Annotated in this window: 10 protein-coding genes; 4 read left to right on the top strand and 6 right to left on the bottom strand. The window is 68.8% G+C overall.

Going from position 1 to position 14,825, the window contains the following annotated elements; all coding sequences use genetic code 11:
• Positions 1-164: 164 nt before the first annotated feature.
• Complete coding sequence (locus KEG38_RS53780; protein WP_272428907.1) at positions 165-311, bottom strand: hypothetical protein; 147 nt, start codon at positions 309-311, stop codon at positions 165-167.
• 369 nt (positions 312-680) lie between these two features.
• Between KEG38_RS53780 and KEG38_RS53775 the strand changes: the two genes are divergently transcribed.
• Together KEG38_RS53775 and KEG38_RS53770 are read left to right on the top strand one after the other, a co-directional pair.
• Entirely contained in the window at positions 681-986 is a 306-nt protein-coding gene (locus KEG38_RS53775) for a hypothetical protein (RefSeq protein ID WP_272428906.1), read from the top strand.
• Between the two features lie 302 nt (positions 987-1,288).
• Positions 1,289-1,939 (top strand): discoidin domain-containing protein, encoded by a 651-nt coding sequence (locus KEG38_RS53770; RefSeq protein ID WP_272428904.1) that lies wholly within the window; start codon positions 1,289-1,291, stop codon positions 1,937-1,939.
• A gap of 350 nt (positions 1,940-2,289) precedes the next feature.
• On the opposite strand, the gene KEG38_RS53765 is transcribed toward KEG38_RS53770, so the two are convergent.
• The 3 genes from KEG38_RS53765 to KEG38_RS53755 all read right to left on the bottom strand — a co-directional run bounded on the left by KEG38_RS53765 (position 2,290) and on the right by KEG38_RS53755 (position 9,009).
• Positions 2,290-4,806: a hypothetical protein gene (locus KEG38_RS53765; protein ID WP_272428903.1), complete on the bottom strand. Its 2,517-nt coding sequence runs from the start codon at positions 4,804-4,806 to the stop codon at positions 2,290-2,292.
• Positions 4,807-4,856: 50 nt separating this feature from the next.
• The gene (locus tag KEG38_RS53760) at positions 4,857-7,976 is read right to left on the bottom strand and encodes an FAD-dependent oxidoreductase (RefSeq protein ID WP_272428901.1); all 3,120 of its coding nucleotides are present in this window, start codon (positions 7,974-7,976) and stop codon (positions 4,857-4,859) included.
• 145 nt (positions 7,977-8,121) lie between these two features.
• Positions 8,122-9,009, bottom strand: coding sequence for a 5'-3' exonuclease (locus KEG38_RS53755; RefSeq protein WP_272428899.1), 888 nt, complete (start codon positions 9,007-9,009; stop codon positions 8,122-8,124).
• Between the two features lie 298 nt (positions 9,010-9,307).
• Here KEG38_RS53755 and KEG38_RS53750 point away from each other — a divergent pair, with 298 nt between their 5' ends.
• Positions 9,308-11,578, top strand: coding sequence for a PAS domain-containing hybrid sensor histidine kinase/response regulator (locus tag KEG38_RS53750; RefSeq protein ID WP_272428897.1), 2,271 nt, complete (start codon positions 9,308-9,310; stop codon positions 11,576-11,578).
• Positions 11,579-11,584: 6 nt separating this feature from the next.
• On the opposite strand, the gene hflX is transcribed toward KEG38_RS53750, so the two are convergent.
• Both hflX and KEG38_RS53740 read right to left on the bottom strand, forming a co-directional pair.
• A complete protein-coding gene (hflX, locus tag KEG38_RS53745; protein ID WP_272428895.1) occupies positions 11,585-12,967 on the bottom strand; it encodes a GTPase HflX in 1,383 nt (460 codons plus the stop codon).
• 87 nt (positions 12,968-13,054) lie between these two features.
• A complete protein-coding gene (locus KEG38_RS53740) occupies positions 13,055-13,852 on the bottom strand; it encodes a M90 family metallopeptidase (protein ID WP_272428894.1) in 798 nt (265 codons plus the stop codon).
• Between the two features lie 105 nt (positions 13,853-13,957).
• Between KEG38_RS53740 and KEG38_RS53735 the strand changes: the two genes are divergently transcribed.
• Positions 13,958-14,725: a hypothetical protein gene (locus KEG38_RS53735; protein WP_272428892.1), complete on the top strand. Its 768-nt coding sequence runs from the start codon at positions 13,958-13,960 to the stop codon at positions 14,723-14,725.
• Positions 14,726-14,825 lie beyond the last annotated feature (100 nt).

The following is a 14,825-nucleotide window of genomic DNA, read 5'->3' as shown; positions in this document are numbered from 1 at the left end:
GCCAGCGTGGAACGCACCTCCATGGTCTTGCCACCGGCCTGTGGGAAGAACTGCGCATCGCGCAGTTCTTCCCCAAATGGTCCAGGGCTTGCCCTGGTTCGGGTCGAGGGGCGAACAGCCCCCGCGGGGCCCGGGGCAGCGCCCCGGCTCCACGGTCCCAGTGCTCAAGCCGGCGGCTTGCAGAACACGCCGACGATCGTCCCGAGATTGTTCCCGGGTTTGCATTCGGCATACGTATCCGGTTTGACGAACCCGAAGGCCGTGAACCTCACGCCGAGGCTCGGATGCGAAAGCTCCGCGAGGCGCCCCATGTCCCGGGACCGAAGGGCCGACAGGCTCGCTTCAATACATGCGTGCGGAGAGCGCGGCGCGGCCTCGACCGACGTTCCGGGTGGAGCCTTGCCGGCAGGGGGAGACGATGCGCCCGCGTGACATGCGGCGAGCAAGAAACAGAGGAACACAACGTGTGTCTCGCATGAACAACCTCCCACTCGCACTTCCCGGTGCAAGAAGGAGGCAGCCCCATTCCAGCGGTCGTGACGGCACGCCCGAGGAGGCTCTCCCGAGGCCCGTCAAGCTTGGCCATCGCGATTCCTGAAAATCTATCCCTTTGGCTCGAGAGGTACGTCCTGGGCACGTCGCTTGCAATCTCGTGAGGGCGTGCGCAGGAGGCGCCAATCATGAAGAAGAAGACTCTCGTGGCCATGGTCGTGTCGTTTGCGGCTTCCTTGATCTCGTTTTCCGCCTTTGCCGGGCCCCCTGCGGAACTGACGTTCCCCTCCGAGGAGCCCACCGCGCAGGACGCGGCTTCCTCGGCACAGGAAGAGAATACGGAATCGGCTGGGCAATCGCTCGAAGCGCAGTCTTGCCGCCTCGACGGCTGCAGCCATCGGCATGACGCCTGCACGTGCAGCAATACCGGATGGGCCGGATATTGCGGCACGGGCCGGCATCACCCCGGGTGTCTCTACTGCCGCTGCGATTAGGCGCCCGGCGTCCGGGTAGCCCCTCCCCCGCCGCACGGGAGCGGAAGCGGAAGCCGAAGATCCTTTCGCGGTTCAGCCGCAAGCAAGTCAATCCGCTCCATCGGCCTCGTGCGTTCACCGTACCAGACAGTTCGCAATACAATCGAGCCCGGGTCTGGCCCTCACGGACCTCAGGCCCGGTGTCGAGGGGCGGCGATACCCTCGTGGGGTTTGGGGCAGCAGCTTCGAGTTCCTGCCTCCTCGAGCGGCGAGCTTCACGGCGATGCAGAATTGTCGTAGGATGGTGCGATATGAGAACATTTATGCTGTTCGTGCCGATCCTGATCTTGGCCGCCTGCACCTCGGAGTCGCGGCAGTTCGACGAGCCCGACGGAGGCAGTGGAAGCACAGGCGGCGGAGGACAGGGCGGCGACGGCGGGGGCGGCGACGGCGGGGGCGGCGCTGGGATGTGCAACGGTGAGTTGCTTCGGATTTCGAATGTGATAGCGAGCTCGCCCGTCCTGGGCAGTTGTTGTGATACTGCGTTTGCGGCGCTGTCGGACGGCAGTGGCCTGACCAGTCTCGACCCCATGGGGTTGCACGATTGCGAAGAAGCGACCATGTGGGCGTCGCAACCGCAAGTCCACACGGGAACCTTGAACTTCGACCTCGGAAAGGTGTACGAGATCCATCAGGTGGTGGTCTGGAATAGCGCACAGCTCAACGGTCAGCGGGGCGTACGTCATTTGACGATGACCGTCTCCGAGGATGAAAGCACCTTCGTTCCGCTCAATGGATCTCCCACCATGCTGGGAATCCGAGCGGTTTGCCCATCCGGCTCGGCGATCTTCGACGTCGACCCCCCCCAAAAGGGACGCGCCATCCAGTTCAATATCGAGGATGGCCATAGCGTCGGCGCCGTGACGAATGTCGGGCTGGGCGAGGTTTGGTTCTTCGGCAAGAGTTGCCCCTAGCAGTCTGTGGAATGATCGTCGCGAGCGCCCCGAAGCTAGGGCGACGGAGCGAGGAATCCTGAAGGATTTCGAGCGATGTCGACCGACGATTCGTGGTGCGCAGCAGATAAGTCCACAGGCTGCTAGCACGACTCTGCCATCCTCACCGATCCGCCCGCGACCTTCGCCCCTTCACGCCGACCCATCTTCACGCTCTCGAAGGCCGCATCTCCAACACCCTCGCCCCCTTCGGTGGCGGGTCGTGGGTTTTCCCGCGATGATTCGGCAGAGCGGGGCGAGGCGTTTCAATGAGGCACATGGGCCAGGCTACTGTTCGTAAACACTGGCCCACGGGACCGCCAGGCCGAGCCTCAAGCCGGCGGCTTGCAGAATACGCCGACGATCGTCCCGAGATTGTTCCCGGGTTTGCATTCGGCGTACGCGCCGTCGTCGTTCGGAATGACGGTCACGTCCACTTTGTCGGCCTCGATCGTGGGCGGCATGCTCCAGTTGCAGGAGACGAGCCGGCATTCGCCGGGCGGCAGCACCTCGACCGTCTTCGCCTCGCAGACCTTCGTCTGCCCGACGTAGAAGCCCACGGAAAGCCCCGCGCCGACGGGATCGGCCCCGCGGTTGCAAATCGGAGCGCCGATCTCCGCGCCCTGCCCGCCGCACGCGAATTGCGCGCTCGCGCCCGCCGTGGGATCCCCCGTGGCTGCGCCGTTCGCGTTGCCCGGCACGTTCTGGCGGAAGTTGTTCAGCTTGGGATCGTCCCAGTTGTTCGTCCAGGCGCTCGTCTTGGGAATGGTCCCGTCCTCGTTGACGTGCGTCACCGCATAGGGATGCTGGTTCCAGATCGTCCGCGAGCGGACCCATTTGTCGTTCGCGTCCGAGTACACGCGAATGCCGGACACGCCGTGCGGGTGGCCGGCGCGGCAGGTATTGCCATTGCCGGGCGTGCCCGCGGGCGGCTGCGCGCAGCGGAGCCCCTCCTCGATGCAGGCCGCGTCGTCCTGGGCCGCGCAGCATTGCTTCGTCTCCGAGCAACGACAGAACCCGGCGTCGCACACTCCCGAGACGCAATCGGCCGCCTTCTGGCAGCGGACGCCCGGGAATTGCGGATCGACGCCGTTCGCGTCGAGCGTCTGGCACGGGATGCCCGTCCCGTCGGGCGAACAAGCCTTGTTCGACGGCGTGACGAGATCCGCGCGGAAATTGCCGTCGACGTCGGCGATGATGGGGTTTTCGTACCAGGTGCACGACGAGCGATACTGGCTGAAGAGCACGTCGCCCGTGTCCCCGTCGTACACACGGACGAAGCACTCGTCGCCGTAGACGACCTCGCTCGACCCGTCGGCCTCGAAATCGAAGACGCTGGAGCCCGTGACGTTCGACGAGAGGTCCTGCGTCGATTTCGACCAGAGGATGTAGCCGCCCGCGGGGCACGCCCCGCCTGCGAAATCACACGCCGCGAGGTTGCATTGCCCGCCCGGCCGCGGGGACGCACCGCAATCGATGTCATAGATGGTGTAGAACGCCTGCCCGGCGACCGCGACCTCGGGCAAACCATCCCCGTCGAAATCGCTGACCGTGGGCGGACCACCGCCCCCCGCCCCGGGCACGGCCACGGGCGGCTGCACGAGCGTGCCGTCGATCGCGTAGATCATGACGAGGCTCGACCGCACGACCACAATCTCGGGGTTTTGCGCGGGTACGCCGGCGCCGAACGCGCCGAAATCGGCAATGGCCACGTGCCCCGGCGCCGAAGCCGACGCGCCGGGGAAACCCGGCTCCTGTACCCACGCGCCGCCCGCCCACTCCCAGACGAATTGCCCGTTCGTGAACTCAATGTTCGGATCCTGATCGAGGTTCGCGACCACGGAGAAGAGGCCCGCGGAGTAACTCGCGTAGCCCGCCGGAGCGCCCGACGCGAGCGAGCCATCGGAGCGCAAGACGGCGCCCTCGCGCAGGATCTCGGGCTTGCCATCGTCGTCGATGTCGTGAATGGAAGGTCCGGCCCAGCCCACGGGGCAGCGGTGCAGGTTGAAATCGCAGGGGCCGCCCGGGATGCCGGCCTGATAAGGCGCTTTCCAGAGCAATCCCCAGATGCCGGCCTTTTTCGTGAACGCGAGCGTCGAGCCGTCCGCGCCGTACGCGACGATCTCGGCCACGCCGTCGCCGTCGAGATCCCCGGACGCGAGCGTGGACGAGGAGACGACCCAATCCACCGCGCCGTCGCCATCGACGTCGGTGCCGCCGAGGTTCGCCTCGAGCGAGCAATCCTTGCCGCTGAGCACGCGGATGACGCCCTGATCCTCGGTGTAATTGGCGACCACGGTCGGCGTGAACGCCGCGACGATGCTCGGCGGGCCCGCGGCCGCGGGCTTGTTGAAGTTCGTCACGATCGGCGTGCCCTGCACGTCGACGTGGCCGGGGAACGGATCGCCGTCCGGGGCCGTGCTGAACTCGCATTTGACGCGCGGCGAGAATTGCCCGGCGGCAATGACGTTGATGCACGTCGGATCGTTCGGCGGCGTCGCGCTCTCCCAAGGCACGCATTGCTTGAGCATCGGCTCGCAATACGTGTCGTTCTTGCAATCCGCGTCGTTCGTGCAGCCCGCCACCGGCACGCAGACGCCGTGCGAGCAAACCTGCGTCGCGGGGTCGCAGGTCGGATCACACGTGCCCGGAAACCCGCCGCCCTGCGACGCGCCAACGGTGAACGTGCCGCCATCGCCGCCCTGCCCGCCCGAGCCCCCCGCGCCCGCCCCCGAGCCCCCCGCGCCCGTGCCCGTGCCGCCGCCGCACCCTTCGGCCAGCGCGGCCAGGGCGAGCGCAAAAGTGCCCGCCGCAGCGAGCCAGCGACCTTGAACCAATCTCCTTCTCATTCTTTCCCTCCTCGGGCGTTCCGTGGAAGGGAGAGATTACCGGAAATGGCTCAGTAATAATACACTTGCACCACGTGCAGCGCGACGAGCACGGGCAGCGGCCAGAACACCACGAGGTGCGCGCGCGACGTGAAGAGACGCCGATCACGCGCCTTCATCGCGCCCCATCGATTCGAAATCGCCGTCACCACGCCCGCAATCGCGCCGAGCACGCACACGGCGAGGAAATCAATCGATAGCCAGAAATTCAGGTGATGGCCGAGCCTGAGGCCCGTGTGGAGCACGAGCGCGAAGATCGTCGAGGCGCCGATGATGCCGTGGATCGCCCGGAACATGGGCACGTCGAGCCACGTGAATCGCTTCCAGCGCTTGCGCAGCGAGAGCACGAGGCTCACCACGCAGAGGCCGAGCAGCACGTAGCCGGAGATTTGCTTCAGCGTGTCGTCCGTGAAGAGGCGCGCAGGACCGAGCCGGCCCGCGATCGTCGTCGGCACCGGCATCGGTCGCGACGCGACCGCCACGGCCGACAGAAGGAACGCGCCGATCGACGCCACGAGCAGCGGACGCAGCCCCGACTCGGGCGGCACCGCCTCCTTGCGCGGCGCGACCGACTTGGTGGCCGCGCCCTTCTGCTGCTCGGGCGGCAGCATGCCGACGCGCTTCGGCGGCACCCAGCTCCGCCGCCCCTGCACGTAGCCGTAGTCGTACACGCCCTCGTCGAGCGCCTTGAACGCGGCCTCCGCCTCCTCGGCGTACTCGTCCTCCGCGTCGTCCTCGACCTCGTCGTTGATCGCGGGCTCCTCGAAGAACGACGGGAGCGGCGGCAGCGGCGTGATCTGCAGATCCTCGACCGCGCGCGCCGGCTCTTCGAGCAGCGCAGGCGAGCGATCGGACGAGAGGCCGACCTCGGCCTCGTCCTCGGGCAACGCGGGCGGCGCGAGCGCGCGGATCGCCGCTTCGAGGCCCTCGGTGACCGAGGGCGTGGGCGGGCGCGAGGATACCCGCGGCTTGAGGCTCGGCGGGCGCGAGGACGGCATGCGCCGGCTACTCGGTACGCCGCTGTCGGGGGCCTCGCGCATCACGGGCTCGGGCGCGAACGCGGCCGCCGCCTCGGCGCCGAAGTCGGAGAGCCCGGGCGGGATATCCATGAGCGACAACGTCTTGCGACGCGCGCGTCCGCTGCTCGAAGGCGGCGGGCTGCCCGGCATGACGATGTTCATGACGGTCGACGAGCGCGGCATCGCGCCCGGGTACGTCGGCCTGCGCTGCGAGACCGGCGCAGGCGTCATCGTGCGGCGCGACGTGGGCGGCCGATCCTTGCGCAGCGCCGGCCGCTCGCCCATCCGCACAGAAGGCGGGGGCACGGCGACGGGGACCGCGCCGTTCTCGTCCACGCCGAGCAGCTCCGCGATGAGCGGCTTGCACGAGCCGCAGACCGTGCCTGCACCCGTCTTGCTGCAGAGCGCGTCGACCGTCCCGCAGCCCTCGACGATCGCCAGGCTGAGCGTACCGCGCGTGACGCGCATGCAGCCGCAGACGACGGCCTCGTCGGCCCACTCGGTGACCTTCTTCGATTCTTCCTTCGCGAAGAGGTTGCCCGTCGAGCGGAAGCGCCGCATGTCGAAGAACGACATCGGCACGGGCGAGGTGAGCGCGTCGCGGATGCGATCGAGGTTCTCCCAGTCGCCCACGGTGACCGCGCCGATGAGCTTTCCCTGGCGCGTCACGAGCTTGCGGTAGACGCCGCCGGTCGTGTAGCGCAGCGCCGACGAGAGCGGCTTGGTGTCGCCGTCGTACTCGCCGAGCGCGGCGACGGTGACGCCGAGGAGCTTCAACTTCGCGGACTGATCGGCGCCCTTGAACTCCGCGTTCTCGCCGAGCAGGTTCGCCACCAGCACGTCGACCATCTGGTAGCCGGGCGCGACGAGGCCGTACGTGATGCCGCTGTGACTCGCGCACTCGCCGATCGCGAAGACCTGCTCGTCCGAGGTCTGCAGCCGATCGTCGACGAGGATCCCGCCGTTCGGCGCGCACGTGATGCCCGCGGCCTTCGCGATCTCGCCGCGCGGACGGATGCCCGTGGACACGATGATCATGTCGACGGCGAGGATCTTCCCGTCGTCGAACTCCATCACGAGCCGCTCGGTCTCGTCCTCGAGCGTCTCTTCGGGCTCCTCGTCCTCGACCACCTCTTCCTTCGGCTCCTCGGCCTCCGGCAGGTCGTCTTCGACGTCGCCGCGCGGCGGGGCGAAGCGGTACGGGCCAGCGCTGCCGGGGGCGAGCTCGCCGGGCGTGACCGACATGAGGGTCTGCCGCGCCTGCCTCTTCGAGAGCTTCTCCGCTTCCCTCGCGAGCCGCTCGGCTTCTTTCTCGGCTTTCTTCTTCGCGGCGAGGTGCTCCTTCGTGGAGACCACGCTCTTGATCTTCTTGCCGACCTGGACCTTGACGCCGAGCTCCTCGATCTTCTCCTTGAGCACCCCGGCGCCCTGCGCGTCGAGCTGCCGCGGCATGAGGCCCGCCGCGACCTCGATGACCTGGACCTCGATCGGATGCAGCCTCCGGCCGAGGTCGTAGATCGCCTTCGCCGCTTCGAGGCCGAGCAAGCCGCCGCCGATCACGGCGACGCGGAGCGAGCCCTCGATGTGCGCCTCGATGCTGTAGACGTCGTCGAAGGTCCGGTAGACGAAGATGCCCCTGCGGAGCCGCTTCGAGCCGTCCTCGGCCTTGAGGTGCACGCCCTCGATGGGCGGCACGAACGGCTCGGAGCCCGTGGCGAAGACGAGGCGGTTGTAGGGGACGCGGCGGCCCGAGTAGGCCTCGACGAAGCTGTGGTCGCGATCGATGCGGATGATCGGATCGTCGAGGTAGAGGTCGATGCCGTGCGACTCGTACCAGTCCTCTTCCGCGAGGATCAGGCTCTCGCCGTCACGTCCACCGAAGATGTCCGTGAGGTGCACGCGGTCGTAGGCGGGGAAGCGCTCCTCGCCGAAGACCACGATGCGGATCGATTGGTTGACCCCGTTCTCGACGAGCTTCTGGCAGAGCCGATAGCTCACCATCCCGTTGCCGACGATGACCAGCGTTTGCCGGTCGTCGTCCGCAAGAGGCTCGTCGGCATCGGGGAATCCCCCTGCCTTGCCGTCGTATGTGCCCCCCAATCCGGACGTCACCGGCCTCGGTTCTACACCAGCAGCGGGGCGACGGGCACCTTCTCGACGGCTCGGCCGGGACGGCCCGCAAAATTCAAGCGGTCTGCGTCACGCGCCCCACGGGTCCGACGAACTGCCACCGCCGCTTCGCGCCTGCCCCACGCGCTCAGGAGCGCCAGCGCGTCACGCGCTTGACGAGGTCGGGCATCCCGAGCTCCTCGCAGAACGCCCGGAGCTCCGGCCTCGCCCCCTGGTACGCGAGGTCCGCGAACCCCTCGGCCAGAGGGACGTCGGTCCGGAGCGTGGCGAGCTGCTTGAAGAGGCGCGCCTCGTCGCCCCGCGCGGCGAGGGTCGCGGCGAGCTTCTCGGCGCCCCGTACCTTGATGCCCCACGCCGAGGCCTCGCGCGGGATGCGCTCGATCGTGCCGAACGCGGCGAGCACCGCGGCGGCCGACTTCTCCCCCCACCCCGGGAGTCCGGGATATCCATCCGCCGAATCCCCCACGAGGGCGAGGAAATCCGGGATGGAGGCGGGTTTGACGCCGAATTTCCGGGTGACTCCGTCCTCGTCGAGGATGGCGTTGTCGTTTTTCCGGTCGAGCATGACGACGCGGGTGCCGTCGACGCACTGCGCGAGATCCTTGTCGACCGAGGCAATCAGGACCTGCCCCGCCTCCTCCGAAAAACGGGCCGCACCCGCGGCGATCGCGTCGTCGGCCTCGAATTCGACCATGGGCCAGACGACGAGCCCGAGCGCGCGCATGGCGTCCTCGGCCAGGAAGAACTGCGAGGCGAGCTCCTCGGGCAGGCCGTCGCCGGTCTTGTATCCGGCGTAAAGGTCGTTCCGGAACGAACGGACGACGTGGTCCGTGGCGCAGGCGATATGCGTCGCGTCGCGCGTGAGGACCATGAGCGTCGAGAGCAGCCCGCGGACGGCGCCGACCTCGCGGCCGTCGGGCGCTTTGCGTGACGGCTGCGCGAAGTAGGCGCGGAAGAGCTCGTAGGTCGCGTCCACGAGGTGCAGGCGCGGGCGGGCGGGATCAGCGTTTCGCATGTCGGAAATCGGGAATGCGGGAGAGGTGGAGGCCGAAAGGGCGCGTATCCTACGGCGCCGAACGTGGCCTGGGAAGGTCGGGCGCGTTGGCTCCGTCGGGCGCGCCCTGAATCCCGGATACGTGCATTCCGCAGCGCCACTTTGATCCCCTTCTGTCTGCGCATCGTCCTTTCCTTGGCCCTCGAGCTCGTGCGTAGATCGCAGCGGGGGGCGGGGACGAATGGGTTCGAGCGAGGCACGGCAGCCGGTCCGGAGCCACGGACGAAAGCTTGCCGGGCTCGGCGTGGGACTCGCCTGCGTGGCCCTCCTCCTCGGCATCCGTCTCGGCTTCGAAGAGCGCCTCGGAAGCCGCGCGCGGTTCGTCGAGCTCGTCGCGGCCTTCGCGTTCATCCTCGCGATCCACGAGGCATTCCGGCGCGCCCTCGCTCGCGCCGAGAGCCGCAGCGCCGAGCTCGAGCGTCGCGTCGAGGAGCGGACACGCGAGCTCGAACGGATCGCCGGCGCGCGCATGGCCGAGATCGAGTCGCTGCTCGCCCACGTGCCGTTCGCGTTCGCTTTCTTCGACCGCGCATACCGTTACCTCCTCGTCAACGCGGCGCTCGCGCGGATGAATGGTTTGTCCACGAACGAACACCACGGCCGCACGATCCACGAGGTCGTCCCGGAGTTCGTCCCCCTGATCGAGCCGCTGCTCCGCAAGGTCTTCGAGACGGGCGAGGTCCTTGCGGGCTTCGAGGTCACGGCCGCGGGCAAGGATCGCCCCGAGGAGCTGCGCGATTGGCGTCTCCACGTGTTCCCCGTGTTCACGCCGGGCGGCGCCATCACCTCGGTCGGCGCCCTCATCGTGGACATCACCGAGCGCAAGCGCGCCGATCGGATGGAGCTCGCGGTCCGCGACGCGCGCGCGCGCGCCGAGCAGAGCCTATCGAAGCTCGAGGCGATCCTCGGGAGCATGGCCGAAGCGGTCCTCGTGAGCGACGCGGAGGGCAACTTCGTCTCGCTCAACCCCTCGGCAGGAGAAACCGCCGGCGACGGGATCCGCGAGAACGGTCGGCCCGTGTCCCCGATCATCGGCATGCACCTGCGCGACTTCTTCGGCAGGCTCGTGCTCTCGACGCTCGACGGGCGCGAGCTGCCCCTCGAAGAGTGGCCCATCTCCAGGGCGATCCGAGGCGAGGTGTTCAGCGATCTCGACCTGCGCATGCGCCGCCCGACGGGCGAGGTGGTCGTCCTCCGCTACGCAGGTCGGGCCGTGCGCGACCCGGACGGCAAGGTCGAGTTCGGCGTCGTGACGATGCGCGACGTGACCCGCGAGCTGCGCGCCGCGGAGGAGCGTGAAGCGCTGCTCGCGAGCGAGCGCGCCGCCCGCGAAGAGGCCCAGCGCGCGAGCCGGCTCAAGGACGAGTTCCTGGCGACGGTCTCGCACGAGCTCCGCACGCCGCTCACGGCGATCGCGGGCTGGTCGCAGATGCTGCAGAAGCCCGGCCCTGCGCCCGCGACGGTCGCGCGGGGCCTCGAGGTGATCGACCGCAACGCGCGCCTGCTGACGCAGCTCATCTCGGATCTGCTCGACGTCGGCCGCATCGTGAGCGGCAAGCTCAAGCTCGACGTGTCGGCCGTGGACGTCGAGGCCGTGATCGACGCCGCGCTCGAATCGGTGCGCCACGCGGCGGACGCGAAGAGCATCGAGCTCACGCGTTGCGAAGGCGCGCGCGGGCGGACGATCCTCGGCGATCCGGGGCGCATCCAGCAGATCGCGTGGAACCTCCTGTCGAACGCGATCAAGTTCACCTCACGCGGTGGGGTCGTCGAGGTCTCGTGCACGAGCCACGACACGCGCGTGGAGATCGCGGTGAAGGACACGGGGCAAGGGATCACCCCGGAGTTCTTGCCGCACGTCTTCGAGCGCTTCCGCCAGGCCGACGCCTCGGCGGCGCGCCAGCACGGGGGCCTCGGTCTCGGGCTCGCCATCGTCCGGCACCTCGCGGAGCTGCACGGCGGGCGCGTGCGCGCCGAGAGCGAAGGGCCGGGCAAAGGGGCGCGCTTCGTGGTGGAGTTGCCCGTCGCGCCCGTCCGGGACGAGCCCCTCGCGAACGCGCCGTTCGTCCAGCCCGGGAGCCCCGAGAGCACGCGGACCTCCTTCGCGAACGGGCACGATCTCTCGGGCGCGCGTGTGCTCGTGGTCGACGACGAGCCCGACACGCGCGACGTCGTGCAACGTCTCCTTGAAGAGCACGGGGCCGAGGTCGTCGCCGCGGCGAGCGCGGAGGAAGCGCTCGGGCTTGTCGAGGCGCGAACCATCGACGTGCTCGTGAGCGACCTCGGCATGCCGGGAATGGACGGGTTCGCGTTGATCCGCGAGATCCGGAGCGCCCGTACGCTCGATCCTTCACGTTTGCCCGCGGTCGCGCTCACCGCGTTCGTGCGCCCCGAGGATCGGCGCCGCGCGCTCGCCTCGGGCTACCAGGCGCACATCGAGAAGCCGATCGAGCCGATGGAGCTCGTCGCCGCCGTGGGAGCCCTCGCCCTCCGCCGCAGAGGCGCCTCCCGCGATTCGAGCGGCGCCTGACGTGGCCTACTTCTGAACGAGGCTCTGGAGCCGCGCGAGCGCCGCAGGCTCGGCGCGGAGCACGAGGTGCGCCCCGGCTTCGTCGTACGTCTCGGACAGGACCTTCGCGTGCTCGTAGACCTCGCTCACGAGGGCCTGCTTCGTGTACGGCACGACGAGCTCGCCCGGCACCATGAGCGCGTCGAAGAAGTCGATGAGGATCTGCCGCAGGCGCGTGATGTCCGCCGGATCCTTGGCCGACATCAGGATCGCCTCGGGGAACTCGCGCTGGAGGATCGTCCGATCCTCCTCGGCGATCCGATCGATCTTGTTCAGCACGAGCTTGTAGGGCACGCCTTCCGCGCCGATCTCCTCGAGCGTCGAGCGCGTCACCTCGAGCTGGCTGCGGAACGTCGGGTCCGAGGCGTCGGCCAAGTAGAGCAGGAGCGAGGCTTCGAGCGCCTCGTCGAGCGTCGATCGGAACGAGGCCACGAGGTCGTGCGGCAGCTTCTTGATGAAGCCAACCGTGTCCGACACGAGGATGCGTGGTTTGACCTCGGGATGCAGCGCGCGCACCGTGGTGTCGAGCGTCGCGAAGAGCTTGTCCATCACGTACACGTCGCTGCCCGTGAGCGCGCGCATGAGCGACGACTTGCCCGCGTTCGTGTAGCCCACGAGCGCGACGCGGCGGGCGTTCTGGCGGAGCGCGCGGCGCGTGGCCTGCTCGCGCTGGATGCCATCGATCTCCCTGCGCAGCTCGGCGATCCGATCACGGATCTTGCGCCGATCGAGCTCGAGCTGGCTCTCGCCCGCGCCGCGGCCGCGTTGCCGATCGCCGCCGCCGCTCGACTCGCGCAGTCGCGGCGCCACGTAGTTGAGCCGCGCGATCTCCACTTCGAGCCGCGCCTCGCGGCTCCGCGCGTGGCGGTGGAAGATCTCGATGATCACGCCGCTCCGATCGAGCACCTCGGCGCCCGTGCACTTCTCCAGGTTGCGGAGCTGGCTCGGGCTGAGGTCGTGATCGACGACGACGAGCGTCGGCGTCTTCGCCGCGCGCACGACGCCCGCGTCCACGTCGTCTGCGTCGTCGTCCCCCGGGGCACTCTCCGGCGCCTCCTCGAACTCCTCGTCGTCATCGTCACGCTTCTGCCCGGGCTTCTTGAAGCGCATGCCGGCGGGGCCTGGCCCGCCCGTGATCTCGGCGAGCACGCGGAGCTTCCCTTCCCCGAGCACGGCGCCCTTCGAGACGTTCGAGCGTCGCTGCGACACCGTCGCGACGACGTCGTAGCCGAGCGTATTCACGAGCCGCCCGAGCTCGGCCATGTCGGCCGCGTGGTCGACGTCGGCGACGGTTGCGAGCTGGACCGCGACGAGCACGGCGGCGGGGCGATCGGTTCCGGTCTTGGACATAGAGGGTGCGATTTCGATCGAGGGAGCAAGCTCCCGCGCCCTCCTAGCACGGCGAGGGCAGGCGCGGGCAGCTTTGCCGGGGACGATTCAGCGCGAAGGATGGCCGAGCTCGGCGGGATCCTGCTGGTAGAAGGCGCGCATCTGCTCGTAGAGCGCGGGATGCTTGGCGCGGAGGGCGCGCGGCCGCTCGAAAAAAGCCTCCGTCACGACGGCGAAGAACTCGGCCGGGTTCTTCGCGCCGTACGTATCGATGACCGTGCGGTCCCCCGACGCGACGTCCCGCAAGAGCCCCTCGTAGGCCGCGCCGAGCACCCGCGCCCACGGCCCGTACGCTGCGCGCCGCTCGAGCACGGGCGCGCCGTCGGCCGCACCATCCTCGGTGTCGAGCTGATGCGCGAACTCGTGCAGCACCACGTTGTGCCCGTCGCGGACGTCGGCCGCGCCGCGCAAGACCGCGTCCCAGGCCAGCACGACCATCCCCCTCCCCCACGACTCGCCGAGCCGCGTCTCTCCGTCCTCAACGACGATGCCACCTTCGACGGTGCGCGGACGCTTGTCGACGTACGTGCTCGAATAAACGAGGACAACCTCGAGATCCGGGTACACGTCGTTCTCGCGGTTGAGCAGCAGGATGCATGCCTGGGCCGCGATCGTGACGCGGATCTCGTCGTCGACGTCGAGCCCGCCGCAGCCTTCGAAGCGCTTCTCGTCGAGGAAAATCTGCACGAGGCCGCGGAGCTCGTCCTGGTCCTCGGGCGCGAGCTTACCGAAGTAAGGCACGTTCTCCGCGAGGATGGCCTCCCACGCGGGCGGAAAGGGGCGGCCGCGGACAGCGCTACGCCTTCGTTCCTTGAAAAAGCCGAGCATCGATGACGAGCATGCCATGATTCCAGGATCGGGAAGAACCTGAAATGGCGCATCGGACGATATTCATGCTATGCTGGGGGATCGAGACGCCCGGCGTTCGCCGGTCAGCGCGGAGGAATCGGAATGGCTTATCGCCTCGTGCAGCGTGGAGAGGGAGAGCAGCGACCGCTCGTCGTTCTTTATCTGGTGGGCTCGCACGTCGATGCCGATCTGCGCGCCGCGCTGGGGCCCGAGCCGAGCATCGTGGCCTACGACGAAGCCACGGGCGAGCCATTGCCGCAGACGGTGGCGCGCGTCGCAGCCACGACGGGCATTCCCGTCGGGGACGTCATCCTCGCGGGGTTTTCCGCGGGCTGCCAGGCCGTGCGCCGCGAGCTCATCGCAGGCCGTGATCCCTCAGGCGTGCTCGCGATCGACGGCACGCACGGAGATTTGCCGCCAGCCGACTGGCAACTCGCCCCGTGGCGCGCGCTCGCCGAGCGGGCACGGCGCGGCGAGCGTCTCTTCGTGGCGACGTGCACGCAAAACACGTACGTCGAGACAGACCTTCCGAAGCCGAAACGATACAGCGCGACCGTCACCGTGTTGCGGCTCGCGACGAGCTTCGCCCTCCTGCCTTCGGCGGCGCCGGAGGGCGAGCACGACGGCGAGCTCCACGGCTACAGCTACACGAGCGCGACCACGGACGCCGAGGCGCACATCCGGCAGCAACGCGTGGTCCTGCCCGACGTCCTGCGCCGCCACGTGAAGCCGTGGCTCGCCGCGCGCGGAGCGGCGCTGCGACCCGAGGAGCGCGCAATGGCGCAGGCCGCCGTCGCGCTCTCGCTCGACCGCGTGGCGCGGGCCGAGCTTTCGGGCCAGCAGGAAACCGTGCCCCCGCCGAGCGCCTGATGCGCGGGGCTTTGCCCCGCACCCCAGAAGGGGGCTGTCCGCCCCCTTCACCCCGGACCAGGCACGGCCTGGACCGAGGGCCGAGAAACCGCGCGATGCG

Source organism: Polyangium jinanense (assembly GCF_028435265.1).
Taxonomy (GTDB): domain Bacteria; phylum Myxococcota_A; class Polyangia; order Polyangiales; family Polyangiaceae; genus Polyangium; species Polyangium jinanense.
The sequence above is the reverse complement of the archived record's forward strand: the minus strand, read 5'-3'. Positions and strand labels throughout refer to the sequence as shown.

Excerpts from the sequence above, each read along its gene's own strand:
- KEG38_RS53775 (WP_272428906.1), top strand. The coding sequence starts at position 681 with ATGAAGAAGAAGACTCTCGTGGCCATGGTCGTGTCGTTTGCGGCTTCC.
- KEG38_RS53740 (WP_272428894.1), bottom strand. The coding sequence starts at position 13,852 with ATGGCATGCTCGTCATCGATGCTCGGCTTTTTCAAGGAACGAAGGCGT.
- KEG38_RS53735 (WP_272428892.1), top strand. The coding sequence starts at position 13,958 with ATGGCTTATCGCCTCGTGCAGCGTGGAGAGGGAGAGCAGCGACCGCTC.
- KEG38_RS53780 (WP_272428907.1), bottom strand. The coding sequence starts at position 311 with ATGGGGCGCCTCGCGGAGCTTTCGCATCCGAGCCTCGGCGTGAGGTTC.
- hflX (WP_272428895.1), bottom strand. The coding sequence starts at position 12,967 with ATGTCCAAGACCGGAACCGATCGCCCCGCCGCCGTGCTCGTCGCGGTC.
- KEG38_RS53770 (WP_272428904.1), top strand. The coding sequence starts at position 1,289 with ATGCTGTTCGTGCCGATCCTGATCTTGGCCGCCTGCACCTCGGAGTCG.
- KEG38_RS53755 (WP_272428899.1), bottom strand. The coding sequence starts at position 9,009 with ATGCGAAACGCTGATCCCGCCCGCCCGCGCCTGCACCTCGTGGACGCG.
- KEG38_RS53765 (WP_272428903.1), bottom strand. The coding sequence starts at position 4,806 with ATGAGAAGGAGATTGGTTCAAGGTCGCTGGCTCGCTGCGGCGGGCACT.